Origin of the sequence: Listeria monocytogenes, from assembly GCF_041765605.1 — a bacterium.
GTDB lineage: Bacteria > Bacillota > Bacilli > Lactobacillales > Listeriaceae > Listeria > Listeria monocytogenes_D.
In genome coordinates, this window is the sequence record NZ_CP168900.1 from 1 (window position 1) to 26695 (window position 26695).

Here is a 26695-nt window from a genome sequence, read left to right on the forward strand (position 1 = left end):
GTGCAATCAATTGAAGACATCTGGCAGGAAACACTGCAAATCGTTAAAAAAAATATGAGTAAACCTAGTTACGATACATGGATGAAATCAACAACCGCTCATTCACTTGAAGGTAACACGTTTATTATTTCAGCGCCCAATAATTTTGTTCGCGATTGGTTAGAGAAAAGCTACACGCAATTTATCGCTAACATTTTGCAAGAAATAACTGGTCGCTTATTTGATGTCCGCTTTATTGATGGCGAGCAGGAAGAAAACTTTGAATACACTGTGATTAAACCAAATCCAGCGTTAGATGAAGATGGCATTGAAATTGGAAAACATATGCTTAATCCGCGTTATGTTTTTGATACTTTTGTCATTGGTTCAGGGAACAGATTCGCCCACGCAGCATCACTTGCAGTAGCCGAAGCACCAGCCAAAGCATATAATCCACTCTTCATTTATGGAGGAGTTGGCCTCGGTAAAACACATTTAATGCACGCAGTTGGCCACTATGTTCAACAACATAAAGATAATGCGAAAGTAATGTACCTTTCCAGCGAAAAATTCACCAATGAGTTTATTAGCTCTATTCGTGATAATAAAACCGAAGAATTCCGTACAAAATACCGGAATGTGGATGTCTTACTTATTGATGATATTCAATTTTTAGCCGGTAAAGAAGGAACACAAGAGGAATTTTTCCATACATTTAACACACTTTATGATGAACAAAAGCAAATTATTATTTCCAGTGACCGACCACCAAAAGAAATTCCAACACTGGAAGATCGACTGAGATCCCGCTTTGAATGGGGCTTAATTACTGATATTACGCCACCAGACTTAGAAACACGGATCGCCATTTTACGTAAAAAAGCAAAAGCAGACGGATTAGATATTCCAAATGAAGTCATGCTTTATATCGCAAACCAAATTGATTCGAATATTCGCGAGCTAGAAGGCGCACTCATCCGAGTAGTTGCTTATTCTTCCCTCGTTAATAAAGATATAACAGCTGGTCTTGCAGCAGAAGCACTAAAAGATATTATCCCCTCTTCTAAATCACAAGTTATTACAATTAGTGGTATTCAAGAAGCAGTCGGTGAATATTTCCATGTTCGTTTAGAAGATTTTAAAGCAAAAAAACGGACGAAAAGTATCGCATTCCCGCGCCAAATCGCTATGTATCTTTCAAGAGAGCTTACAGATGCCTCATTACCAAAAATCGGTGATGAATTTGGTGGTCGAGATCATACAACTGTCATCCATGCACATGAAAAAATATCGCAACTACTAAAAACCGATCAAGTGTTGAAAAATGACCTTGCCGAAATTGAAAAAAATTTAAGAAAAGCACAAAATATGTTTTAATAGACCTGTGTACAATGTGGATAACTGAAACATACTTACCCACAAGTTATCAACATGTGGAAAACTTTATATCGCATGGCTTGTAACCTACTTATCCACAAATCCACAGCGCCTATTACTATTACTACGATTTTTTATTAATTAATTAAAGGTTTTTGAGGTTTTACAAAATATAAAAAAATGGGGGATACTCATGAAATTTGTTATTGAGCGTGATCGTCTTGTCCAAGCAGTCAATGAAGTTACTCGTGCCATCTCTGCAAGAACAACGATTCCAATTTTAACGGGGATAAAAATAGTCGTAAATGATGAAGGTGTAACACTAACTGGTAGTGATTCCGATATTTCCATCGAAGCATTTATTCCATTAATTGAAAATGATGAAGTAATTGTAGAAGTGGAAAGTTTTGGTGGAATTGTTCTTCAATCCAAATACTTTGGCGATATTGTTCGTCGTTTACCAGAAGAAAATGTAGAAATTGAAGTAACTTCTAATTACCAAACCAACATTAGTTCTGGCCAAGCATCCTTTACACTAAACGGCTTAGATCCAATGGAATATCCTAAATTACCTGAAGTAACAGACGGAAAAACAATTAAAATTCCAATTAATGTACTTAAAAATATCGTTAGACAAACTGTTTTTGCAGTTTCTGCAATTGAAGTTCGTCCTGTACTTACTGGTGTAAACTGGATTATTAAAGAAAATAAATTAAGCGCAGTTGCAACAGATAGTCATCGTCTAGCTTTACGTGAAATTCCACTTGAAACAGACATTGACGAAGAATATAACATTGTTATTCCAGGGAAAAGTTTATCTGAACTAAATAAAATTTTAGATGATGCAAGTGAATCAATCGAAATGACCCTTGCAAATAATCAAATTCTTTTTAAATTAAAAGATTTACTATTCTACTCTCGTTTACTTGAAGGTAGTTATCCAGATACATCTCGTTTAATTCCAACTGATACTAAATCAGAATTAGTTATTAATTCCAAAGCATTTTTACAAGCAATTGACCGTGCATCTCTACTTGCTCGCGAAAATCGTAATAACGTTATTAAATTAATGACACTTGAAAATGGACAAGTTGAAGTATCTTCCAATTCTCCGGAAGTTGGGAATGTTTCTGAAAATGTCTTCAGTCAAAGCTTTACTGGCGAAGAAATTAAAATATCTTTTAACGGTAAATACATGATGGATGCTTTGCGTGCTTTTGAAGGTGATGATATTCAAATTTCCTTCTCCGGTACAATGAGACCATTTGTACTTCGACCAAAAGATGCAGCTAATCCAAATGAAATTTTACAATTAATCACGCCGGTTAGAACTTACTAATCTCGCAAAAAGCACATCCGTCTTGGTTTCAAGGCGGATTCTTTTTTTGTTATAGTACAGTTTTTGGACAGAAATGTATATTTATGCAAATGGAGGTAATTCTTAGCATGATGAAAGATATGACAACAGGTAATCCGACAAAATTAATCTTTTTATTCGCGATGCCAATGTTGATTGGAAACTTATTTCAGCAATTTTATACGATGATTGATGCGGTTATTGTTGGGAAGTTTGTTAGTGTAGATGCGCTGGCTGCTGTTGGAGCGACAAACTCGGTCAATTTTTTTATGATTTCTTTGATTATTGGACTTATGAGCGGGATTTCCGTCGTAGTAGCACAGTATTTTGGATTTAAAGATTATGATCGTTTGAAAGATGTTATTGCTACGGCAACTTATGCGGTAGTTTTTTCGGCGATTATTTTATCTGTTGCGGGCGTTTTACTTGCGAAGCCACTTCTTATTTTATTGCGCACACCAGCAAATATTTTGGATGATTCGACCATTTTTTTAACCACCCTCTTTATTGGGATTTTACCGATGAGTTTATATAACGGGATGGCGGCGATACTTCGAGCACTTGGAAATTCGATTACACCGTTAATTTTTTTGATTTTATCCTCTTTAATGAATATTGCATTAGATTTTTTATTTGTTGTTTATATGGATATGGGCGTTCGCGGGGCTGCTATTGCAACAGTTCTTTCTCAAACTGCTGCAGCAATTGCCGTTATTTACTATGCTTATCGCCACGTGCCATTTATGCGGATAGAGCGCGCAAAATTCAAGCTCTCCACCCCACTACTTAAAGAAATGGTGCGCATTGGACTTCCATCTGGATTACAAGGTTCGTTCATTTCTATTGGAAACATGGCTCTTCAAAGTTTAATAAATGGCTTTGGTTCATCAGTCGTTGCGGCTTATACAGCAGCAAGTCGAATTGATTCACTTACATATCAACCGGGAATTGCATTTGGAGCAGCATCCTCCATGTTTGCCGGTCAAAATATTGGTGCTGGAAAAATTGATCGGGTTCGCGAAGGTTTTTGGTCGGGAATAAAAGTAGTTACAGCCATCAGTATTGGAATCACGATTTTAGTTCAACTTTTCGCTCGGCAATTTTTATTACTATTTATAGATTCTAGCGAGACGGAAGTTATTAATATTGGTGTGAGTTACTTACTGATAGTGTCTTTATTTTATGTCGTAGTTGGAATTTTATTTGTCGTTCGGGAAACTTTACGAGGTACTGGAGATGCGATGGTTCCTTTAGCTATGGGGATTTTTGAGTTAGTTTCGAGACTAGTTATCGGATTTGTTTTATCGCTTTATATTGGTTACGTAGGACTTTGGTGGGCTACACCAGTTGCATGGATTACAGCAACGATGCTCGGTGTTTGGCGATATAAATCAGGAGCTTGGCAAAAAAAGGCAGTTATTCGGCGAAAATAACCATTTTAATAAAAAAAACGCCACAGAAGCTCATATTTTCTTTTTTTTAATAAATAATATCCCCCCATTAGTTTTGCTAAAAAAAGCTGAAAAACGAATATATGAAAATATTCTTTGTATTATTGGCAAAACTTTAGTAAAATAGAAGGTAGTGATAAAAAAAGATTGGGCGTGAAATTTTTGGCTGAAACAGTAAAGATAAATAGCGAGTTCGTAACGCTTGGTCAACTTTTACAAATGATTGATGTAGTTTCAACTGGTGGAATGGCGAAAGCGTACCTTAGTGAAAATACGATTTACATCAACGGAGAGCAAGACAATCGCCGGGGGAAAAAGCTTCGTAATGGCGATGTTATCTTAGTTCCCGGTGTTGGAAAAGTGAAGATCGAGCAAGGAAAATAGCAGATGCATTTAGAAAGTATTGTTTTAAGGAATTTCCGGAATTACGAAAACTTAGAACTAGAATTTTCCCCATCTGTTAATGTTTTTCTTGGTGAGAATGCACAAGGTAAAACCAACCTTTTAGAAGCCGTATTGATGCTTGCACTTGCAAAGTCACATCGGACAACGAATGATAAAGATTTTATTATGTGGGAAAAAGAAGAAGCCAAGATGGAAGGTCGAATAGCGAAGCACGGGCAATCAGTGCCTTTAGAGCTTGCTATCACCCAAAAAGGCAAGCGAGCTAAAGTAAATCACTTGGAACAAAAGAAACTTAGCCAATATGTCGGTAACTTGAATGTGGTTATTTTTGCCCCGGAGGATTTATCGCTTGTGAAAGGTGCTCCAGGAATAAGACGTCGGTTTTTGAATATGGAAATTGGGCAAATGCAGCCGATTTATTTGCACAATCTAAGTGAATATCAACGAATATTGCAACAGCGAAACCAATATTTGAAGATGTTACAAATGAAACGCAAAGTAGATCCAATATTGCTTGATATTTTGACAGAGCAGTTCGCAGATGTCGCCATTAATTTGACGAAAAGACGAGCTGATTTTATTCAAAAATTAGAGGCATATGCGGCGCCAATTCATCACCAAATTTCCCGAGGACTAGAGACGTTAAAAATCGAGTATAAAGCTTCCGTCACGCTAAATGGGGACGATCCCGAAGTGTGGAAAGCAGATTTACTTCAAAAAATGGAATCAATCAAACAAAGAGAAATCGACCGTGGTGTCACGCTTATTGGACCACATCGGGATGATTCTCTGTTTTATATTAATGGGCAAAATGTGCAAGATTTTGGTTCACAAGGCCAGCAACGGACAACGGCACTTTCTATAAAATTAGCAGAAATTGACCTAATCCATGAAGAAACTGGAGAATATCCGGTTCTTCTTCTCGATGATGTGCTTAGTGAACTCGACGATTACCGTCAATCGCATTTGCTCGGAGCTATTGAAGGAAAAGTACAAACCTTTGTAACGACAACAAGTACGAGCGGAATCGACCATGGAACGCTCAAACAAGCAACAACTTTCTATGTAGAAAAAGGTACAGTAAAAAAATCCTAATCTAGGTTAATATAATTTGATGAAAAAGAAAGTGCGGTGGAATAATTAATGTCAGAAGAAAATATTACAAATGTACAAGAAAATGCTTCAGATTATAACGAAGATCAAATACAAGTACTGGAAGGTCTAGAGGCAGTAAGAAAAAGACCTGGTATGTACATTGGTTCAACTAGTCAACGCGGACTCCATCACCTTGTATGGGAAATTGTTGATAATGCAATTGATGAAGCACTTGCTGGTTTTTGTACAGAAATTGAAATTACAATCGAAGCTGATAACAGCATTACTGTTCGTGATAACGGACGTGGGATTCCTACTGGGATTAATGAAAAAATTGGTCGTCCAACAGTAGAAGTTATCTTTACCGTTCTGCATGCTGGTGGTAAATTTGGCGGCGGCGGATATAAAGTATCTGGTGGACTTCACGGAGTTGGTGCATCGGTAGTTAATGCCCTTTCCACATCTCTTGAAGTATACGTTCACCGTGAAGGTCAAAAATATTACCAACGCTTTGAACGTGGTGATGTAGTAATGGATATGGAAGAACAAGGCGAAACGGATTACCGTGGAACAATTGTTCACTTTACGCCAGATCCACAAATTTTCACAGAAACAACGGAATTCGATTTTGATACACTTCGTACTCGTACGCGCGAACTTGCTTTCTTGAATCGTGGTTTAACAATTTCGATTGAAGACAAACGTGAAGAGCACAAAGTTCGTAAAGATTTCCACTATGAAGGCGGAATTCGTTCTTACGTGGAGCATTTAAATAAAGCAAAAGACGTTATCCATGAGCCACCAATTTATTTGGAAGGTGAACGCGATGACATTATGGTTGAGATTTCCATGCAATATAATACTGGATTCTCAAGCAATATCATTTCATTCGCGAATAACATTCATACGTATGAAGGCGGGACTCACGAATCTGGATTTAAAACGGCGTTAACACGTGTTATTAATGACTATGCGCGTCGTAATAAATTGTTCAAAGATAGTGATGATAACCTTTCCGGTGAAGATGTTCGTGAAGGTTTAACGGCAATCATTTCTATCAAACACCCAGATCCACAGTTTGAAGGACAAACAAAAACAAAACTTGGAAATTCAGAGGCTCGTTCTATCACGGATAAGCTGTTTTCTGAGGCTTTAAATAAATTTATGATGGAAAACCCAGATGTAGCTAAAAAAATCGTTGAGAAGGGCGTTGTGGCTTCTCGTGCACGTCTGGCTGCTAAGCGCGCGCGTGAAGTTGCTCGTAAAAGCAGTGGACTAGAAATTTCTAGCTTGCCAGGTAAATTAGCTGACTGTTCTTCTCGTAACCCTGAAATCAGCGAACTTTATATCGTTGAGGGTGACTCAGCTGGCGGTTCGGCTAAACAAGGTCGTGACCGTTTATTCCAAGCAATTTTGCCGATTCGTGGTAAAATTTTGAACGTGGAAAAAGCTCGTTTAGACCGAATTTTAGCTAACGAAGAAATTCGAACTATTTTTACGGCTATGGGAACTGGTTTTGGTGGAGATTTTGACGTTTCTAAATCTCGTTACCACAAACTTATTATTATGACGGATGCCGATGTCGATGGTGCACATATTCGTACACTACTGCTTACGCTATTTTATCGTTATATGCGCCCACTGCTTGATGCAGGTTATATCTACATTGCGCAACCACCGCTTTATCAAATTAAGCATGGTAAACAAGTAGAGTATGTATATAGCGATGGACAGTTAGAAGACTATCTAGCTTCCCTTGATGGAGACACTAAATACAGCATTCAACGATATAAAGGTCTTGGAGAAATGAACCCAGAACAACTTTGGAATACAACCATGAATCCAGAACACCGTACACTACTTCAAGTCAATATCAAAGACGCTATTGATGCCGATGAAACTTTTGAAATGTTGATGGGTGACCGCGTGGAACCTCGTCGTAAATTCATCGAAGACAACGCGCAATACGTTAAAAACTTGGATGTTTAATAAATATTTCCCGGGTAATAATTGGGTTATTAATTGTTTTTAAAAGGTTTGAACTAGATTCAGCCTTACTTTTGAAAGGGAGGTTTCTCTAACAATGGCAGAAACACCAAATCAACGAATAACAGAGATAAACTTAAATAAAGAAATGCGGACATCATTCCTAGACTATGCGATGAGTGTAATTGTTGCCCGTGCTCTACCAGACGTTCGTGACGGATTAAAACCAGTTCACCGTCGGATTTTATATGCGATGAATGACTTAGGTATGACTTCTGATAAGGCCTATAAAAAATCGGCTCGTATCGTTGGTGAAGTAATCGGTAAGTATCACCCCCACGGCGATACAGCGGTTTATTTTACAATGGTTCGTATGGCGCAAGATTTTAGTTACCGTAATATGCTAGTTGATGGACATGGTAACTTTGGTTCGGTCGATGGCGATATGGCGGCAGCGATGCGTTATACAGAAGCACGTATGTCAAAAATTTCGATGGAACTTCTTCGCGATATTAACAAAGATACAATTGATTACGCTGATAACTACGATGGTTCTGAACGTGAGCCGGTTATTTTACCAGCGCGTTTCCCTAACTTACTAGTCAATGGTTCGTCAGGTATCGCAGTTGGTATGGCAACAAACATTCCTACCCACCACCTTGGTGAAGTTATTGACGGCGTTTTGGCGCTTAGTCATAACCCAGAAATTACTATTCGTGATTTAATGGAGTATATTCCAGGACCTGACTTCCCTACTGCTGGGATGATTATGGGACGTAGTGGAATCCGTCGTGCTTACGAAAGTGGTCGTGGTTCGATTACTGTTCGTGGTCGCGTGGACATTGAAGAAAAGAAAAATGGTAAAGAAACAATCGTTATCACTGAAATTCCTTACCAAGTAAATAAAGCGCGCTTAGTAGAGCGTATTGCCGAACTAGCTCGTGAGAAAAAAATCGACGGTATTACTTCCCTAAATGATGAGTCTGACCGTTCTGGAATGCGCATTGTTATTGAGGTTCGTCGTGATATTAGTGCAAGTGTTATCGTGAATAATTTATTCAAAATGACAGCACTTCAAACTACTTTTGGTATTAATATGCTGGCACTTGTCGACAATCATCCAAAAGTACTTAATTTAAAAGAAATTCTTTATCATTATTTAGAGCATCAAAAAGTAGTTATTCGTCGCCGTACGGAATTTGAGCTTCGTAAAGCAGAAGCGCGCGCTCATATTCTAGAAGGTTTACGAATAGCGCTAGATAATATTGACGCGATTATTAAATTAATTCGTGGATCAAAAACTTCCGATGTTGCCAAAGAAGGCTTGATGACACAATTCAACCTTTCGGACAAACAAGCACAAGCCATTTTAGACATGCGTTTGCAACGTTTAACAGGTTTAGAACGCGAAAAAATTGAAGAAGAATACCAAAACTTAGTGGCATTAATTAATGATTTAAAAGCCATTTTAGCTGATGATGAGCGTATTCTTGAAATTATTCGTGAAGAATTAGAAGAAATCAAAGTTAAATACGCGGATAAACGTCGTACAGAAATCTTGGCTGGTGATTTAGTAAGCCTTGAAGATGAAGACTTAATCCCTGAAGAAGAAGTGGCAATTACACTAACTAAACGTGGCTATATCAAACGTCTACCACTTTCAACTTATCGTAGCCAACGTCGAGGTGGTCGTGGTATCCAAGGTATGTCTACTCATGAAGATGATTTCGTAGAACATCTTGTTGCAACGAGCACGCATGATACGTTACTATTCTTCACTAACACAGGTAAAGTTTACCGCTCGAAAGGTTATGAAGTGCCTGAATACGGTCGTACCGCCAAAGGTATCCCAATCATCAACTTACTTGGAATCGAAAGCCAAGAACAAGTGAATGCCGTGATAAATCTATCCGAATTCACTGATGATAGCTACCTATTCTTTACTACTAAACATGGTGTCGTGAAGCGTACAACCCTTTCTCAATTTGCGAAAATCCGTCAAAGTGGTCTTCGTGCAGTTGAACTTCGCGAAAACGATGAACTAATTTCCGTTCAAATGACAGATGGTAGTAAAAACATGATTATCGCAACGAAACATGGACAATCTATCTACTTCCCAGAAGAAAATATTCGCGTAATGGGCCGTACAGCTGCTGGTGTTCGTGGTATTAGACTTCGTGAAGACGATGAAGTTATCGGTATGGAAGTACTAGAAGATGATGAAAAAGTTCTCGTTGTAACGGAAAAAGGATACGGTAAACAAACACCGGCTTCCCAATATCCGCTTCGTAATCGCGGTGGTATGGGTGTTAAAACCGTTACAATCACAGAGAAAAATGGTAACTTAGTCGCAATGAAAACAGTGACTGGTGAAGAAGACTTAATGCTAATGACTGTGAGCGGCGTCTTGATTCGTTTTGAAATCGAAACCGTTTCACAAACAGGTCGTAGCGCAATGGGTGTCAAACTAATTCGTCTTGATGAAGATGAAAAAGTAGCCACTGTTGCAAAAGTTCCAAAAGAAGAAGATGAAGTTGAGCTAGAGGAAGAAATCGACGAAACATTAATCACACAAGTTCCTGATGAAAGTTTTGAAGATGCTCCTGGAAGCGATATAGAAGAATAAAACGAAGCTGGAAATGACTCTAATTTGCGAATTAGAACGATTTTCCAGCTTTTTTTCAGTATAAAAAAGCGCTTTTTGGCTGTATTTTATGTATAATATCCTTAATACGTCTAAAAAAGGGAAGAGTTGAAAAAATGCGCAAACTGATTCAATTTCTGTTTATAGCAGTAGTTTTATTTTTAGTGGAATACTTTTTAATCAATCAAGCAGCTATATTATTCTTAGTAACAAGTGGACTTATCCAATTATGCGGATTGATTATTGTGATTCGGCTACTACTATTTGATCAACGGAATACTAGCTCAAAAGTCGCCTGGATTGCGGTTATTTTTATTTTGCCTGTACTCGGAACGATTAGTTACCTTGTGTTTGGTAGAAATCCAGCAACTAGAAAATTCAGCACAGCTCAAGTAATGGAAAAAGCTAAATTAATTCATGCGATTCATGCAATTCCAAACAACACCAATGAAAAATTACCACGACTATCTAAAAGAATTGCGCATTTAACATCCATAGAGCCTATTAAGGGCAATAAAATCGAAATACTGACAAATGGTGAAGAAACTTTTCCAGTGCTCTTAGACGCGCTTAGAAAAGCGGAAAACCACATCCATATTCAATACTATATTTTCAAAACAGATGAAATTTCTACAGAGATTCGTGATATTTTGGTAGAAAAAGCAAAAGCAGGTGTTGAAGTTAGATTTATGTTTGATGGACTTGGTTCAAGCAAACTTCATAAGGCATTTTTAGCGCCTCTAAAAGAAGCTGGAGTTAGTATTCATGCGTTTGATCCAATCACATCCCCATGGATTGTAAGGACTGCCAACTTGCGAAATCACCGTAAAATAGTTGTGATTGACGGCCAAATTGGCTTTACAGGTGGGCTTAATATTGGTGAAGAATATCGTTCTAACACACCAGATTTCCGTGTTTGGCGCGATACACACATAAAAATAACAGGCCAAGCTGTCATCGAACTCCAAGAATCCTTCCTAAACGACTGGGTCTACATGGAAAACCGGGCTGGGGCTGCTGACAAGTTCATTAGTGAATCTGGTTTAAAACAATATTTTTCGCCAGTTGATATGGGTGACGAATGGGCGCAAGTGATTTACGGTGGACCATATGATAAAGAAAAATGGGTTCGCGATTCAATGCTTGATTTGATTGATTCTGCCAAAGAATCTGTTTGGATTGTGTCCCCTTACTTTGTTCCTGATGAAGAGTCGCTTGCAGTTATTCGCCGGGTTGCGATGAGCGGTGTTGACGTGCGAGTTATTATTCCAGGTAAAGGTGATCGCGGGATTTCATTCCACGGAAGTAATGCGTATGTGAAAACAATGATTGAAGCAGGCGCTAAAATGTATGCTTATGCCGATGATTCTTTTGTTCATGCGAAGGCGATGTTAGTGGACGGAACGCGTGCGGCTATTGGAACCGCCAATTTTGACGTGCGTAGTTTTAGATTGAATCATGAATTAATGGTATTCTTATATGATGAAAGCGAGGCTATGCATCATTTAAAACGTGATTTTGAGAAAGATTTTGAAGATAGCCGACTGTTTACGATGAAAGATATGGAAAACAAACCATTATTGACTCGTATAAAAGAAGTTCTATCCAGTTTGCTATCACCAATTTTATAATTTAGGAGTGGAAAAATGAGTGGAGATTTAAAACTTAGACCGCTTGAACGAGAAGATTTAAAATTTGTTCATCGGTTAAATAATGACGCGAAAATAATGTCTTATTGGTTTGAAGAGCCATATGAGGCGTTCGTCGAGCTTCAGGAGCTATATGATAAGCACATTCACGATCAGTCAGAACGCCGTTTTATTTTAGAATTAGATGGCCAAATGGTTGGATTAGTTGAGTTAATGGAAATTGATTATATTCACCGAAGAGCGGAATTTCAAATTATTATTGATCCTAAGTTTCAAGGACACGGTTACGCTGTTTCTGCCACAAAACTCGCAATGAAATATGCTTTTCACGTACTAAATCTGCATAAACTATATTTAGTAGTTGATAAAGTAAACGAAAAAGCAATTCATGTCTATGAAAAAGTTGGTTTTATTCGTGAAGGCGAACTAATTGATGAGTTTTTCGTTGATGGAACTTATCATGATGCTATTAGAATGTGTATTTTCCAACATCAATATCGAGAAATGGATATTTAAAAGGTGATTGGCGCGGGAAAAGTTGCGCCAATCATTGTTTTGGGTCAAAAAAAGTTCTATAATAAGGTTTTAGTGAAAAAATTATGGTATCATGAAGTATTAAAGTTTGTACTATTTTGATGGAGAAAGGATTGGCGTACATTGGCTACAGGCATTGGGACAGCTAAAATGATATTATGCGGAGAACATGCAGTTGTATACGGAGAACCGGCAATTTCAGTCCCATTTACACAAGCAGTTGTAACGACAAATGTAGAAAATTCTACAAAAACCAAATTTTCTTCGGCATTTTTTTCAGGTGATTTAGATGATATGCCTGATTTCTTAGCAGGAATCAAAGCATTAGTTGTAGATGTTTTAAATGAGATTGGAAAAGGCGAATGCGTTTCTATCCATGTAGTTTCAGGTGTTCCAATTGGACGAGGTTTAGGTTCAAGTGCCGCTGTAGCAACAAGTATTGCGCGTGGCTTATATAAATATTTTAATCAAGAATTAGACTCGAAAAAATTATTAGCCATTGTGAATGCGGCAGAAAAAATTGCTCATGGCAATGCTAGTGGTGTTGATGCTATTACGGTTGTAAGTGAAAAACCAGTATGGTATGAACGAGATCGAAAACTAGAAATCATGCACTTTCCCAAAAAAATCACGTTCGTAGTAGCAGATACTGGAGTTCCAAGTGAAACCAGAGATGCGGTGAAGGATGTTCAAGTTTTATATAAAAAAAATCAAGCTAAAATCGGGAAAATAATCCACCAACTTGGCGATATTTCCCGGGAAATAAAGACTCATTTAGAAGGCGATGCAGATACTGTGAAAATAGGTGCTGCAATGAATAAGGCACAATCTTATTTAGAAACTTTGACAGTAAGTGATAGTAGTTTAGAGAAATTAATAGAAGTAGCTAGAAGTAGCGGTGCAGACGGGGCAAAACTTACAGGTGGCGGTAGAGGTGGATGTATTATCGCTGTAGCAAAAAATCAAGAAATCGCTGAACAAATAACGAAGAAGCTTCATAATGCTGGAGCTGCACAAGAATGGATTTTTACGATTGGAGAAGGTAGTTATGAAAGCGACAGCCATCGCACACACGAATGTGGCGCTAATTAAATACTGGGGAAAACGCGATGAACACTTGATTCTACCTGCAAACAGTAGTTTATCCTTCACGGTAGATAAATTTTATACAAAAACAACGGTAGAATGGGACGAAAACTTAGCCCAGGATACATTTATTCTAAATAATGAACAAAAAACGGATGCAAAAGTAGCTCGTTTTATAGATAAAATGCGTGAAGAATTCGGTATTTCAGCAAAAGCAAAAATCACTTCCGAAAATCACGTTCCAACTGCAGCCGGGCTTGCTTCATCGGCTTCTGCATTTGCAGCTCTTGCGCTTGCTGGATCTAGCGCTGCTGGCAGAAAAGACACAAAAGAATATATTTCCAGACTGGCTCGTTTCGGGTCTGGTTCTGCTTCTCGTTCCGTTTTCGGAGATTTTGTCATTTGGGAAAAAGGCGAACTCGCGGACGGTAGTGATTCATTTGCAGTACCTTTCACCAACAAATTATGTGACAAAATGTCTCTTGTAGTCGCAGTCGTTTCGGATAAAGAAAAGAAAGTTTCTAGTCGAGATGGAATGCGTTTAACCGTTGAAACATCACCATTCTTTGAAAAATGGGTCTCTGCGGCTGAAACGGATTTAGAAGAAATGAAACAAGCCATTTTAGATGAAGATTTCATCAAAGTGGGCGAAATTACAGAACGAAATGGAATGAAAATGCATGCGACAACGCTTGGTGCCGAGCCGCCATTTACTTATTTTCAACCGAAGTCCCTTGAAATAATGGATGCTGTTAGAGAATTACGAGAAAATGGTATACCGGCCTATTTCACAATGGATGCTGGTCCGAATGTTAAAGTTATTTGTGAGCGTGAAAATGAAAATATCGTAGCAGATAAGTTGTCAGGTTTGGCTAAAAACGTTCTAATTTGCCACGCTGGTAAGGAAGCGAGTGTTGTATCAGATGAAAAATAAACTACAGGTTAAAATACCCGGAAAATTATATGTAGCTGGTGAATATGCAGTTGTAGAATCAGGTCATACGGCTATTCTAACTGCAGTTAATCGTTATATAACGCTAACTCTTGAAGATAGTGAACGCAATGAATTATGGATTCCACATTATGAAAATCCAGTTTCATGGCCAATTGGCGGAGAACTTAAACCAGACGGGGAACATTGGACATTTACAGCTGAAGCAATTAATATCGCGACAACTTTCCTGAAATCAGAAGGAATCGAGCTATCACCTGTGAAAATGGTCATTGAAACAGAATTAATCGACCAGTCTGGTGCAAAATATGGACTCGGTTCAAGCGCAGCCGCGACGGTTGCTGTAATCAACGCGCTAATGACGAAATTTTATCCAGAAATATCAATGCTTAAAAAATTCAAGCTAGCTGCCCTTTCACATTTAGTTGTGCAAGGTAATGGCTCTTGTGGCGATATTGCTTCTTGTATGTATGGCGGCTGGATTGCGTATACAACGTTTGATCAAGAATGGGTGAAGCATCGTTTAGCTTATAAATCACTCGAATGGTTTATGAAAGAGCCGTGGCCAATGCTTCAAATCGAAACATTAGAAGAACCAGTGCCGACTTTTTCTGTAGGTTGGACGGGCACACCTGTAAGTACCGGAAAATTAGTTTCGCAAATTCATGCTTTTAAACAAGAAGATAGTAAGAATTACCAACATTTTTTAACTAGAAATAATGAGATTATGAAGCAAATAATTCAAGCTTTCCATACGAAAGATGAGGAATTGCTTTATTCATCTATTAAAGAAAATCGTCGCATTCTTCAAGAACTCGGAACAAAAGCTGGTGTAAATATTGAAACAAGCTTGCTAAAAGAACTAGCAGACTCAGCCGAAAATATGGGAGGCGCAGGTAAATCTTCTGGCTCTGGTGGCGGAGACTGCGGAATAGCTTTCTCGAAAACGAAAGAACTAGCCGAAAAACTAGTGAATGAGTGGGAAAAGCTTGGTATTAAGCATTTACCTTTCCATACGGGAAGAGTTCAAATTACTGAATAAATTTTAAGCAGCAAACTACGATCAAATAGTTTGTTGCTTTTTTGTTTCAAATTTCACAAACTAGGGAATAGTGAACAGAATAAAAGTTTGTGAAATATTTAATATATCAGGTTTTTGAACTAAGATATCAAATCAGATATAATGAGTTAGAGTATGAACATAGTGATTCTAAAAATGCTGATTAATTTTTAAAAAAGTTTGTGAGTTTTTTTAAAAGAACTAAATAGTAAAAGCATTTTTTCAGTTACATAGGAGTTCTAACAAGCTTCTTTCAGCACTCCGGTAATGGTATTTTTGCGCAAAAATACACATTAGAAAACATCAAAAGGAAAAGAGGGGATTCGGGTGTCAAAGGTACTTAAATCTTTGCTGCTTACGGCACTACTTGGGGTTACCGGCCTTATAAGTGGTTGTGGTGACTTGACGGTACTTAATCCAAAAGGGCCAGTTGCAAAAGGTCAGTCGGACTTAATTATTTATTCGATTATATTTATGCTGGTTATTGTTTTGACGATTTTTGTATTGTTTACGATTATGTTGGTTAAATACCGCGAACGGAAAGACATTTCAAACTATGAGCCGGATATGCACGGTAGTAAAAAACTGGAAATTTTTTGGACATTGATTCCAGTTGCAATCGTTATTGCTCTAGCTATTCCGACTGTAAAAACAATTTATGCAGGGGAAGAAGCACCAAAAGTGACTTCGCATAAAGATCCAATTGTTATTTACGCAACAAGTGCAGACTGGAAATGGATTTTTAGTTATCCAGATGAGTCAATTGAAACAGTCAACTATGTAAACATTCCAACCGACCGTCCTGTACTATTCAAATTAACTTCCGCAGATACGATGACAAGCTTTTGGGTTCCGCAATTAGGTGGACAAAAATATGCGATGTCTGGCATGACGATGAATTTATATTTACAAGCAGATGAAGTTGGTACATATAAAGGCCGTAACGCAAACTTCAACGGCGAAGGTTTTGCGGATCAACGCTTTGATGTAGTAGCTCAATCTGAAAAAGATTTCAAAAAATGGGCGAAAGAAACAAAAGCAAGCTCGCCAGTTATTACACAAGACATCTATGACCGTCTTTTAATTCCTGGAAGCTCTAAGAAAAAGACTTATTCTGGTACGCATTTAGCATTTGTTGATGTAGCAGCTGATCCAGAGTATGTTTTCTATGCCTACAAACGTTTTGGTTTTGAGATGACAAATCCGCATAATCCAAACACAAAATCAACCATTTCTGATGAACCAATGCTTCCGGTTCGTCCTGTGACAGTAACTAATCCGCAATTTGAGCGTCATGATATGAAGCCACAAATTATTAAAAACGGCGAAGGTTACCACGAGGATAAACACCGCGAAGATGAAATGAAGAAAATGGAAGAAGACATCCAAACAAATGAATTCAATAAAAAAGAATCGGATGACGCAGGGAAGTAAAAAGGGGGGACATAAGGCATGAAATGGAATGAGTTTATCGTAACTGGCGACCCAATGATTTTAGGTGCGCAGATTTCTATCGTACTTGTAAGTATTGGTGTTGTTGCGTTACTAACTTATACAAAAAAATGGAAGTGGCTCATGAAAGAGTGGATTTCTTCCGTTGATCATAAAAAAATAGGTATTATGTACTTGCTTGCTGCTGTCTTAATGTTTTTCCGTGGCGGTGTGGATGCGCTAATGATGCGTACCCAGCTCGCTTTACCGGATATGAAATTTTTAGACGCACAGCATTACAATGAAGTTTTTTCTACACATGGAACGATTATGATTTTATTTATGGCGATGCCGTTTATCATCGGGTTGATGAACATTGCCGTACCACTTCAAATTGGTGCGCGTGATGTAGCATTTCCATTTTTAAACAACTTAAGTTTTTGGACGTTCTTTATGGGAGCGATGCTATTTAACTTATCATTCGTAATTGGTGGTTCGCCAGATGCTGGTTGGACAAACTATGCGCCACTTGCGACAGATTTTAGCGCGGGATATGGAATTAACTTCTATCTTCTAGGTGTTCAAATCGCTGGTATTGGTACGCTGATGACGGGGATTAACTTTTTCGTTACGATTTTAAGAATGCGTACAAAAGGTATGACGTTAATGAAAATGCCAATGTTTACTTGGTCTTCATTAATTACAAGTTTGATCATTATTTTCGCTTTCCCAGTTTTAACAGTGGCACTTGCTTTGATGTCATTTGACCGACTGTTTGGGACAGCATTCTTCACACTCACGAATGGCGGGCTCCCAATGATGTGGGCCAACTTGTTCTGGGTTTGGGGACATCCGGAAGTATATATTGTTATTTTGCCAGCTTTCGGTATTTTCTCAGAGATTATTTCTACTTTCTCCAGGAAAAAATTATTCGGTTATCCGGCGATGGTTGCCGCGATGGCAGTTATTTCTTTACTAAGTTTCCTAGTTTGGGTCCATCACTTCTTTACAATGGGATCAGGGGCGCTTGTTAACTCCTTCTTCTCCATTACAACGATGATGATTGCGATACCGACCGGGATTAAGATATTCAACTGGCTCTTTACGATGTACAAAGGGCGAATAACCTTTACAACGCCAATGCTTTGGTCGCTTGCCTTTATCCCTAACTTTGTTGTTGGTGGGGTAACTGGGGTTATGCTTGCGATGGCTGCAGCCGATTATCAATATCACAATACGTACTTCTTAGTATCCCATTTCCACTACGTATTAATTGCTGGAACCGTGTTCTCCTGCTTTGCCGGGCTTACATACTGGTATCCAAAAATGGTCGGTTACAGACTAAATGAAAAAATTGGTAAATGGTTCTTCTGGATTTTCGTTGTTGGATTTAACGTTTGTTTCTTCCCGCAATATTTCCTAGGACTAGATGGTATGCCGCGTCGTATTTACACTTATGTACAAGGTGATGGCTGGACAACGCTTAACTTTATCTCCACAGTTGGCGGATTCTTGATGGGTGTAGCATTCTTAGTTCTTTGCTACAACATCTACTACAGCTATAAAAACTCTAAACGTGAAGTTACTGGTGACCCGTGGGATGCTCGTACGCTTGAATGGGCTACAAGTTCTGCAGTTCCTCCAAAATATAACTTTGCTGTTTTACCAGAATGGAATGACTTGGATGATTTCTGGAATAGAAAACAAAAAGGCGATCCATATGTAAATGATAAAAATTATAAACCAATCCATATGCCAAGCAATACCATGGTTGGGTTTGTAATGTCTGTCTTCTTCTTCATTGCAGGTTTCGGACTAGTCTTCTACTGGTACTGGATGGGAATTATTGGTCTAGTTGGTATTTTAGGATGTATGATTTATCGTTCGTTCCAAAATAACGATGGTTACCACGTTGAAGTGGACGAAATTAAAGCAACAGAAGAACATAATGCGCGCGAACTTGCGACTGGTGTGAAGGAGGGTAACCCATGGAATCTGTAGAAACAAATAAAAATCTGCCAATTGAATATAGATCAGAACAAGGTCGATTAAATATTCTTGGATTCTGGATTTTCCTTGGCGCCGAAATTGCATTGTTTGCAACGCTTTTTGCGACTTACTTTGTTATGAGAAAGGCTGGCTCGAATGCGGGTCATCCGCCAGCAGAAATGTTCGAACTTTGGCTAGTGCTAATAATGACATTTTTACTTTTAACAAGTAGTTTTACGTGTGGTTTAGCAATTGGTGAGATGCGTAAGGGCAATGTGAAAATGTTGACGATTTACTCGATTATCACATTAATTCTTGGTGCGGGATTTGTTGGCTTTGAGCTTTATGAATTTGCACACTATGTGACTGAAGGCGTTACAATGCAAATCGGTTCTTACTGGTCGGCATTCTTCGTCCTACTAGGAACACATGGACTTCACGTAACGGTCGGGATTTTCTGGATTAGTTTTATTCTGATTCAAATTAAAATGCATGGTTTGACGCCAAAAACAGCATCAAAAGTATTTATTTCCAGTTTATACTGGCATTTCTTGGATGTTGTGTGGATTTTCATTTTCACCGGTGTCTATTTGCTAGGGATGGTGAACTAATATGACACAAAATAATAAATCAAATGCAGCTCATGCTGAAGGTGGCATTCCTTGGAAACATATTGTTGGCTTTGCATTATCAGTTATTTTGACGCTTCTAGCAGTCTGGGTGGCTCTTTATTCGACGCTAACAACAAATGTTAAGGTAGTTATTATTTTCATCTTTGCGTTCATTCAGGCAGCCCTACAGCTTCTGATGTTCATGCATATGACAGAAGGCCGCGATGGTAAAATTCAAATCGGTAATATTTTATTCGCCGCATTTATCGCGATTGTCGTAGTTATTGGCTCTTATTGGGTAATGGAAATTGGCCATATGAATCATTTGTTATAATTTAAAAAGACTGGTATGGAATTCATTTTCTGTGCCAGTTTTTTTGCAATTTTAAAGGGATTAACAGCTTTTCTAAAAAAAATTTCAAATTATTGCTTGCTATGTAATGCATTACATATTCTATAGTGGAGAAGTAAAATTATATCCGTGAGAGGAGATACACAAAAATGACAGAATCAAAATTTCCTAAAGGCTTCTTATGGGGCGGAGCAGTTGCTGCCAACCAATGTGAGGGAGCTTATCTTGAAGACGGTAAAGGACTTTCACTTGTTGACATCCTTCCAACAGTAGAGGATGGACGTTGGGAAGCTTTATTCAATCCATCGAAAGCGCTTGCTACAGATTATGGTTTTTATCCAAGTCACGAATCAATTGATTTTTATCATCGTTATAAAGAAGACATTAAATTAATGGCAGAAATGGGATTCAAGTGTTTCCGTATGTCCATCAGCTGGCCACGTATTTTCCCGAATGGTGACGAAACGACACCAAATGAAAAAGGTTTAGCATTTTATGATGCAGTTTTTGATGAATGTCATAAATATGGCATCGAACCAGTTGTTACAATCAACCATTTTGATACTCCGCTAGAAGTTTTCAAAAAATATGGCGGTTGGAAAAATCGTAAATGTATCGACTTTTACTTAAATTTCTGTGAAGCAATTTTCACGCGTTATAAAGATAAAGTAAAATATTGGATGACATTTAATGAAATCAACATGATTCTTCATCTGCCATACATTGGTGGAGGTTTAGACGTTACTAAAGAAGCTAATCCAGAGGAAGTTAAATATCAAGCTGCTCATCATCAATTAGTTGCATCTGCTTTAGCGACAAAACTTGGTCATGAAATCAACCCTGAAAATCAAATCGGTTGTATGCTTGCAGCGGGTAACACGTATCCAATGACTTGTAATCCAAAAGATGTCTGGAAATCTATCGAGGCAGACCGTGAAGGCTACTTCTTCATTGACGTTCAAGCGCGCGGATACTACCCAAGCTACACTAAACGTTTCTTCAAAGAACACAACATCAACATTAAAATGGAAGATGGCGACTTAGACGCATTACGCGATCACACAGTTGATTACGTGGCATTCAGCTACTATTCTTCTCGTCTAACAAGCGCAGATCCAGAGAAAAACAAAGAAACAGAAGGCAACGTTTTCGCAACACTAAAAAACCCATACCTAAAAGCAAGCGAATGGGGTTGGCAAATTGATCCACTAGGTCTACGTATTACTATGAATACAATTTACGACCGTTACCAAAAACCTCTTTTCATCGTTGAAAATGGCTTAGGTGCAGTGGATACTGTGGCAGAAGACGGCTCAATCACTGACGATTACAGAATCGACTACATGCGTGAACACGTTCGCGAAATGGGCGAAGCAATCGAGGACGGCGTGGAACTTCTTGGTTATACACCATGGGGCTGCATCGACCTTGTCAGCGCTGGCTCTGGCGAAATGAAAAAACGCTACGGCTTCATCTACGTTGACCGCGACAACAAAGGCAACGGAACCCTAAACCGCTCGAAGAAAAAATCATTCGACTGGTACAAAAAAGTAATTGAAACAAATGGTAAAGATATCGACTAGGATATAGTAACCTCCACTTTCATTATCGAAAGTGGGGGTTTTATTTTAATATGAAATCGCGCGTTTTGCTTGTTTGCTCCAACAAGTATTAAAGTAACTTTGCGAAATTCGCGCATTTTTTTGACCAGACCAGCTGTCGTTGTAGTAGAAATTGTTTTTATCATAACCGGTAATAGTAATCGCGTGAACGGAAAAACCGTGGAAATTACTAACCCAAGCTACGACCGGACGTTTTTTATTCAGCTGATTTTTAATACCGCCCAAATTCGTTCCAGTCATATTCTTCGCAGTACCAGTATATTTTTTCACTTGGTTTACTAAAGCGGGAGGATAAATCGTCCAGCCACTTTTAGAGAACGGATTCCCAACAAAACCATAATTTGGATTGGACTTATGACGTTTCATTTCTTTGGCAAGTTTGACTTTATCGACATTTTTCCCAGCGTAGCGCAGCATCATCGCAATATTTGTAATCTCGCAACCCGTTGGCAATTGTGGACGCTGAACGATTAAAGGCACATTCATTTGCACAATTTTTGGCGTTGAAGGTTTTGGTGCCGGTGCGGTAGTTGCGGCCTTGATGTATTTCCCAGATACGTAGCCATTCTTCCCTTTAAAACTAAATCGATACCAGTTATTCGATGTTTTTGCGATGGCTTTGAATTTTGTATTAGTCTTAAGCCAACCAATAACTTTCCCAGAAGTCGCGTTAGTTGAACGAACATTAAGGCTTGCAGTTGTTACCATCTGCTTGTTGATAACCGTCTCTTTTGCCGCCGCCTGACCTGCTGTAGAAACACTAAATACACTAAACACTAAAGCAATAACAAGTATCCATTTCCCCCATTTACTAAAAAAAGTCCCCATTATATCCCCCTTTAATACAGATTACTTATGTATACCCCTTTTTGGAAAAATAAAAAAGAAAACGCTTGCATAAATGAAATGGCCGTGGTAATATAAAAGTGAACTTAACGTGTTAACCGGTTATTAATATGAAGTTCAGTGATAGCAGGCTAATTCAAGTTTGCAATCAAAAAAATATCATGGTACCATTAACCTAAAACTTAACGTGTTAACGCGCGAGATGCTTTAGGGGGAATTTATTATGGCAGAACCAAAATACGCTATTATAATTAATGATATCAAGCGATTAATTAGTGACGGAACTTTTAAACCTGGGGAAAAAATTTATTCAGAAGATGAACTGAAAAAGAAATACAATGTTAGTAATACGACAGTTGTTCGCGCTTTACATGAACTAGTAAGAGCTGGGATTTTAGCACGTTATCAAGGAAAAGGCACATACGTTAGTAAATCCATTATTAACGAAGAAGTTATTTTTAATGAATATACGACAGTGCCGAACGGAAAATTCAATCGCAAAACAAAAATCGCTAACGAACATACAAGAGTCGTTGCAATTAATGAAATTCAGGATGCGCGAATTGCTAAAAATTTACAAATCCCACCTGAAAACATGATTGTTCATTTCCAACGAATCCGTCTTATTGATGATGTTCCTTGGACCGTTCAAAACAACTATATGGCAAAATCCAATTTGATCAACGTAGACTTAACGAATCTCGAAAGGTTTAATTCTTTATCCGAGGTTATTAAAGAGCTTTATGGCATTAATATTTTACACGAAGCAATGAAAGAGCGTATTCAAGTCGAATTTCCAGTAAAAGATAAAAATAATTTTAAATTACTTGAAATTGATACCGAATTACCACTTTATCACATTGAAAGAATAACTTATGTGCCAGAGGGGCAACCCTATGAATATATTGAAAGCTATTTACGGCATAATTTTTACTCTATTGAAATTGAAAAGAAAAAACAATAGAAGGGAGTTAATTACTTGAATTTTATTATCGCAGCACATGGCCGGTACGCGCAGGAAGTGAAAAATAGCTGCCAGATGATTACTGGCCAAACAACCAATATCTCAGCAATTACTTTTACTGAAGAAATGGGGGTGACGGATGTATTAGACGCCTACACGGCCGTTTATTCACCTGATAATGAAACCGTTATCATAGTTGATATTGTTGGTGGGACACCGTGTAATGCAGCTCAAATGTTTAGTGCTAAGCATCCAGAAGTCAAAGTTATATCAGGTTTGTCGCTAGGATTAATCATTCCGCTTAGCCTTGGAGAAAGTTTGGAGGGAGCGATGCTTGGCGCAAAAGAAAATACTCAATTTGTGGAATTAAAAGCGAGTCATACGATAGTAAGTGACGATGGGGAGGAAGAGGACTGATGGGAAGTAACGGAATTAAACACGTACGCGTAGATGAGAGATTAATTCACGGACAAGTAGCAACAATGTGGACCAATACTATAAAGGCAACGCGAATTATGATTGTTGACGATGCTGTTGTAAAAAATGATATGGAAAAAGTTGCCTTAAAAACCGCGGTCCCAGCTGGTGTCAAGTTAAGTATTCTAACAGTAAAAGGTGCCGCAAATAATATCAATAATGATAAATACGCAGGTCAGCAAGTTTTCTTAATCGTAAAATCGCCCCATGCTCTTCGCGGTTTAGTTGATGCGGATGTAGAACTTCCTCAAATTAACGTTGGAAATATGTCAACTAAAGCAGGGAGTCGCCAAATTAAAAAATCAGTTAGCGTGACGGATGAAAATTTGGAAGATTTTGATTATTTATTGCAAAAAGGCATTAAAATCACTGCTCAAATGGTTCCGAGTGAGGATGCAGTTGAATTTGCAAGTTTATTAAAAAAATAAGTAATAAGAAGGGAGAACTACAATGGATTTAGCAGTTTGGCAGATTATATTGTTAGTTATACTTGCAGCTTGTACCATTCTTGATGCTTTAACTTTAGTAATAGGACTTAATTTCCCTGTAATAACAGGAACGCTCGCTGGAATCATTATGGGTGACATGGTGCTCGGACTTGCGATTGGAGCAACGTTACAGCTGATGGTTTTAGGTGTTGGTACATATGGCGGCGCGTCGATTCCTGACTTTACAACGGGAGCAATCGTCGGTACAGTATTTGCTGTTTTATCAGGTCAGGATGCGGAATTTGCGATTGGACTTGCAATTCCAGTGGGGCTATTAATGGTTCAATTAGACATTTTAGCAAGATTTACGAATACATTTTTCTTGCACCGGATTGATTCTAACATCGCTTCGGGCAACATTTCGGCGGTTAAAAGGAACATTTGGTACGGAGCTTTACCATGGGCTTTATCACGCGCAGTTCCCGTATTTATCATGTTGACTTTCGGACAAAGCGTGGTTGATTTTATTCTTAACGAAATTCCAGAATGGCTAATGGGCGGCCTTCGTGTAGCGGGTGGAATTCTTCCGGTAGTTGGTATCGCGATTCTCCTTCGTTACTTACCAACAAACAAATTCGTCGCTTATTTGATTATCGGATTTGTAGCAGCAGCCTATCTAAAAGTACCAATGTTAGGCGTAGCGCTAATTGGTGTCGCATTAGCAATCATCTACTTCAAACAAAATTTCAAAAATCCAGTAGCTGCAGGAGCAAATGGCGCAGCGCTAGTTGGGGAGGAGAATGAAGATGGCGAATACGAAGACTGAGCAGGATTTTGAAAAAGTCCTCAAGAGACGCGATTTAATAGCAGCAAACTTTCGTTGGTTGTTTGCCAGCCAAATATGTTGGAACTATGAGCGAATGATGTCGACTGGTTATCTTTATAGTATTTTGCCAACGCTTCGCAAACTTTATAAAACTGACGATGATTTAAAAGATATGATGAATATGCATAACCAATTTTTCAATACGAATCCTATGGTTGGTGGTTTGATCTTAGGGATGGATATGGCGATTGAAGAACGTGAAAAGAAAGCATCCAAAGAAGTCGTAACCGGTTTGAAAACTGGACTAATGGGACCGTTTGCGGGTGTGGGTGATACCATTTTCGGAGTTATTTTGCCGACGATTTTCGGATCAATTGCAGCATATATGGGGCTTCAAGGTAATGTGACAGGTGTAGTTATCTGGGTATTAGTTAATATTTTAGTGGTTGGAGCTAGATTCACTTTACTTCCACTTGGATACAAGCAAGGTGCGAAGCTAGTCACGGAATTTGCAGACAGACTTAACGCGTTAACCGATGCAGCAATTCTTCTCGGGGTCACGGTCGTTGGGGCTTTAATACCAACCGTAATCAAAGCAACCGTGCCATTTGTTTATAAATCAGGAAAAGTAGAACTCAAAATGCAAGACATGCTCGATCAAATCATGCCATCACTTGTTCCGGTCTTACTCGTGGCGCTAATCTATGCACTTTTAGGCCACAAAAAAATGACATCTACGAAAGCAATTTTATTAGTAATGGTTATTGCGATTATTTTATTCAACCTAAAAATTCTAGGTTAAAATATAAAAATTGGAGGAATAGACAAAATGGGCTTAACATTTTTTGACAAAGCGCGTGAATTAACGGAGGAATTAGAGAAAAGCCAGGCGGAAAACATTCATCAAGCAGCAAAACTAGTGGCAGAAAGTATTATGAACGACGGGATTATCCAAGCATTTGGTAGCGGACACTCTTATGCGGCGGCAATTGAAGTTTGCGGGAGAGCGGGAGGACTTATTCCCTCGAAAGTTATTATGGACCCGGCTGGCGGTTACTATGAATCCATTGAGGGCGTTGGTTCCTTATTGACTCATAGATTGCAAGCAAAACCAAATGATATCTTCTTCCTTATATCTAACTCGGGCCGTAATCCGATGGGAATTGAGCTTGCAGAATGGATCAAAGCACAAGGCTGTAAATTGATTGTTGTAACGGCACTTGATGCCTCACAAACGGCGGCTTCCAGGCACTCTTCTGGCAAACTGTTGTACGAGTTTGCGGATGTTATTTTAGATAATCGCTCGGTTCAAGGAGATGCGGCACTTGAATTAGAGGGATTAGAAGGAAAAGTTTGCGGAACATCTTCATTCTCAGCTGTCCTGCTTCTTCAACAAACAATCTATGAAGCAGTAGAACTTATGCTTGAAAAAGGCTATACACCACCAGTTTATCGTAGTGCAAATATTGATGGTGGCTATGAATACAATTTTGCTATTGAAGACAAGTTCGCTGATCGAATTTTCCACTTATAATAAAAATGAAGCGCGAAAATGAACATTATTTTCGCGCTTT

24 protein-coding genes are annotated in these 26695 nt (G+C 38.5%); 23 read left to right on the forward strand and 1 reads right to left on the reverse strand.

Annotated elements, in window-relative coordinates:
- The 17 genes from dnaA to AB2Q86_RS00085 all read left to right on the forward strand — a co-directional run bounded on the left by dnaA (window position 1) and on the right by AB2Q86_RS00085 (window position 21541).
- A complete protein-coding gene (gene dnaA / locus AB2Q86_RS00005; RefSeq protein ID WP_003727573.1) occupies window positions 1-1356 on the forward strand; it encodes a chromosomal replication initiator protein DnaA in 1356 nt (451 codons plus the stop codon).
- A 193-nt stretch (window positions 1357-1549) separates the two neighbouring features.
- Window positions 1550-2695, forward strand: a complete 1146-nt coding sequence (dnaN, locus tag AB2Q86_RS00010; RefSeq protein WP_003728713.1) for a DNA polymerase III subunit beta — start codon at window positions 1550-1552, stop codon at window positions 2693-2695.
- A 107-nt stretch (window positions 2696-2802) separates the two neighbouring features.
- Window positions 2803-4146 (forward strand): MATE family efflux transporter, encoded by a 1344-nt coding sequence (locus AB2Q86_RS00015; protein ID WP_012582237.1) that lies wholly within the window; start codon window positions 2803-2805, stop codon window positions 4144-4146.
- Between the two features lie 180 nt (window positions 4147-4326).
- Complete coding sequence (yaaA, locus tag AB2Q86_RS00020; RefSeq protein WP_010958651.1) at window positions 4327-4548, forward strand: S4 domain-containing protein YaaA; 222 nt, start codon at window positions 4327-4329, stop codon at window positions 4546-4548.
- A 3-nt stretch (window positions 4549-4551) separates the two neighbouring features.
- Window positions 4552-5664 carry a DNA replication/repair protein RecF gene (gene recF / locus AB2Q86_RS00025; protein ID WP_012582236.1) on the forward strand — a complete coding sequence of 371 codons (1113 nt, stop codon included), beginning with the start codon at window positions 4552-4554 and terminating at the stop codon, window positions 5662-5664.
- 48 nt (window positions 5665-5712) lie between these two features.
- Window positions 5713-7653: a DNA topoisomerase (ATP-hydrolyzing) subunit B gene (gene gyrB / locus AB2Q86_RS00030; RefSeq protein ID WP_012582235.1), complete on the forward strand. Its 1941-nt coding sequence runs from the start codon at window positions 5713-5715 to the stop codon at window positions 7651-7653.
- Window positions 7654-7747: 94 nt separating this feature from the next.
- The gene (gyrA, locus tag AB2Q86_RS00035; protein ID WP_003728718.1) at window positions 7748-10276 is read left to right on the forward strand and encodes a DNA gyrase subunit A; all 2529 of its coding nucleotides are present in this window, start codon (window positions 7748-7750) and stop codon (window positions 10274-10276) included.
- A gap of 134 nt (window positions 10277-10410) precedes the next feature.
- Window positions 10411-11925 (forward strand): cardiolipin synthase, encoded by a 1515-nt coding sequence (gene cls / locus AB2Q86_RS00040; RefSeq protein WP_012582234.1) that lies wholly within the window; start codon window positions 10411-10413, stop codon window positions 11923-11925.
- Window positions 11926-11940: 15 nt separating this feature from the next.
- The gene (speG, locus tag AB2Q86_RS00045; protein WP_003728720.1) at window positions 11941-12459 is read left to right on the forward strand and encodes a spermidine N1-acetyltransferase; all 519 of its coding nucleotides are present in this window, start codon (window positions 11941-11943) and stop codon (window positions 12457-12459) included.
- A gap of 141 nt (window positions 12460-12600) precedes the next feature.
- On the forward strand, window positions 12601-13569 hold the full coding sequence (gene mvk, locus AB2Q86_RS00050; RefSeq protein ID WP_012582233.1) for a mevalonate kinase: 969 nt from the start codon (window positions 12601-12603) through the stop codon (window positions 13567-13569).
- A complete protein-coding gene (gene mvaD, locus AB2Q86_RS00055) occupies window positions 13526-14497 on the forward strand; it encodes a diphosphomevalonate decarboxylase (RefSeq protein WP_012582232.1) in 972 nt (323 codons plus the stop codon). Before mvk ends, mvaD begins: the two co-directional genes overlap by 44 nt.
- Window positions 14478-15557, forward strand: coding sequence for a phosphomevalonate kinase (locus AB2Q86_RS00060; protein WP_077904898.1), 1080 nt, complete (start codon window positions 14478-14480; stop codon window positions 15555-15557). Before mvaD ends, AB2Q86_RS00060 begins: the two co-directional genes overlap by 20 nt.
- Window positions 15558-15902: 345 nt before the next feature.
- Window positions 15903-17009: a cytochrome aa3 quinol oxidase subunit II gene (qoxA, locus tag AB2Q86_RS00065; protein WP_012582230.1), complete on the forward strand. Its 1107-nt coding sequence runs from the start codon at window positions 15903-15905 to the stop codon at window positions 17007-17009.
- Window positions 17010-17027: 18 nt separating this feature from the next.
- On the forward strand, window positions 17028-19007 hold the full coding sequence (gene qoxB / locus AB2Q86_RS00070; protein WP_003725631.1) for a cytochrome aa3 quinol oxidase subunit I: 1980 nt from the start codon (window positions 17028-17030) through the stop codon (window positions 19005-19007).
- A complete protein-coding gene (qoxC, locus tag AB2Q86_RS00075) occupies window positions 18995-19606 on the forward strand; it encodes a cytochrome aa3 quinol oxidase subunit III (protein WP_003725632.1) in 612 nt (203 codons plus the stop codon). Before qoxB ends, qoxC begins: the two co-directional genes overlap by 13 nt.
- Window position 19607: 1 nt before the next feature.
- Entirely contained in the window at window positions 19608-19940 is a 333-nt protein-coding gene (gene qoxD / locus AB2Q86_RS00080; protein WP_003725633.1) for a cytochrome aa3 quinol oxidase subunit IV, read from the forward strand.
- Between the two features lie 167 nt (window positions 19941-20107).
- Window positions 20108-21541: a 6-phospho-beta-glucosidase gene (locus tag AB2Q86_RS00085; RefSeq protein ID WP_012582229.1), complete on the forward strand. Its 1434-nt coding sequence runs from the start codon at window positions 20108-20110 to the stop codon at window positions 21539-21541.
- 45 nt (window positions 21542-21586) lie between these two features.
- Here the strand turns inward: AB2Q86_RS00085 and AB2Q86_RS00090 are convergent, their stop codons facing one another.
- Window positions 21587-22408 (reverse strand): C39 family peptidase, encoded by an 822-nt coding sequence (locus tag AB2Q86_RS00090; protein WP_012582228.1) that lies wholly within the window; start codon window positions 22406-22408, stop codon window positions 21587-21589.
- A gap of 241 nt (window positions 22409-22649) precedes the next feature.
- Between AB2Q86_RS00090 and AB2Q86_RS00095 the strand changes: the two genes are divergently transcribed.
- Genes AB2Q86_RS00095 through AB2Q86_RS00120 form a run of 6 tightly spaced genes read left to right on the forward strand, consistent with a single transcriptional unit; the run spans window position 22650 to window position 26655 of the window.
- Window positions 22650-23390 carry a GntR family transcriptional regulator gene (locus AB2Q86_RS00095; protein WP_003728730.1) on the forward strand — a complete coding sequence of 247 codons (741 nt, stop codon included), beginning with the start codon at window positions 22650-22652 and terminating at the stop codon, window positions 23388-23390.
- 15 nt (window positions 23391-23405) lie between these two features.
- Entirely contained in the window at window positions 23406-23807 is a 402-nt protein-coding gene (locus AB2Q86_RS00100) for a PTS sugar transporter subunit IIA (RefSeq protein ID WP_012582227.1), read from the forward strand.
- Window positions 23807-24295, forward strand: coding sequence for a PTS sugar transporter subunit IIB (locus tag AB2Q86_RS00105; RefSeq protein WP_012582226.1), 489 nt, complete (start codon window positions 23807-23809; stop codon window positions 24293-24295). The genes AB2Q86_RS00100 and AB2Q86_RS00105 overlap by 1 nt, the downstream gene beginning before the upstream one ends.
- Window positions 24296-24317: 22 nt before the next feature.
- Window positions 24318-25121 carry a PTS mannose/fructose/sorbose/N-acetylgalactosamine transporter subunit IIC gene (locus tag AB2Q86_RS00110; RefSeq protein WP_003725640.1) on the forward strand — a complete coding sequence of 268 codons (804 nt, stop codon included), beginning with the start codon at window positions 24318-24320 and terminating at the stop codon, window positions 25119-25121.
- Window positions 25096-25923, forward strand: coding sequence for a PTS system mannose/fructose/sorbose family transporter subunit IID (locus AB2Q86_RS00115; protein WP_003728733.1), 828 nt, complete (start codon window positions 25096-25098; stop codon window positions 25921-25923). Before AB2Q86_RS00110 ends, AB2Q86_RS00115 begins: the two co-directional genes overlap by 26 nt.
- Window positions 25924-25950: 27 nt before the next feature.
- Window positions 25951-26655: an SIS domain-containing protein gene (locus AB2Q86_RS00120; RefSeq protein ID WP_003728734.1), complete on the forward strand. Its 705-nt coding sequence runs from the start codon at window positions 25951-25953 to the stop codon at window positions 26653-26655.
- Window positions 26656-26695 lie beyond the last annotated feature (40 nt).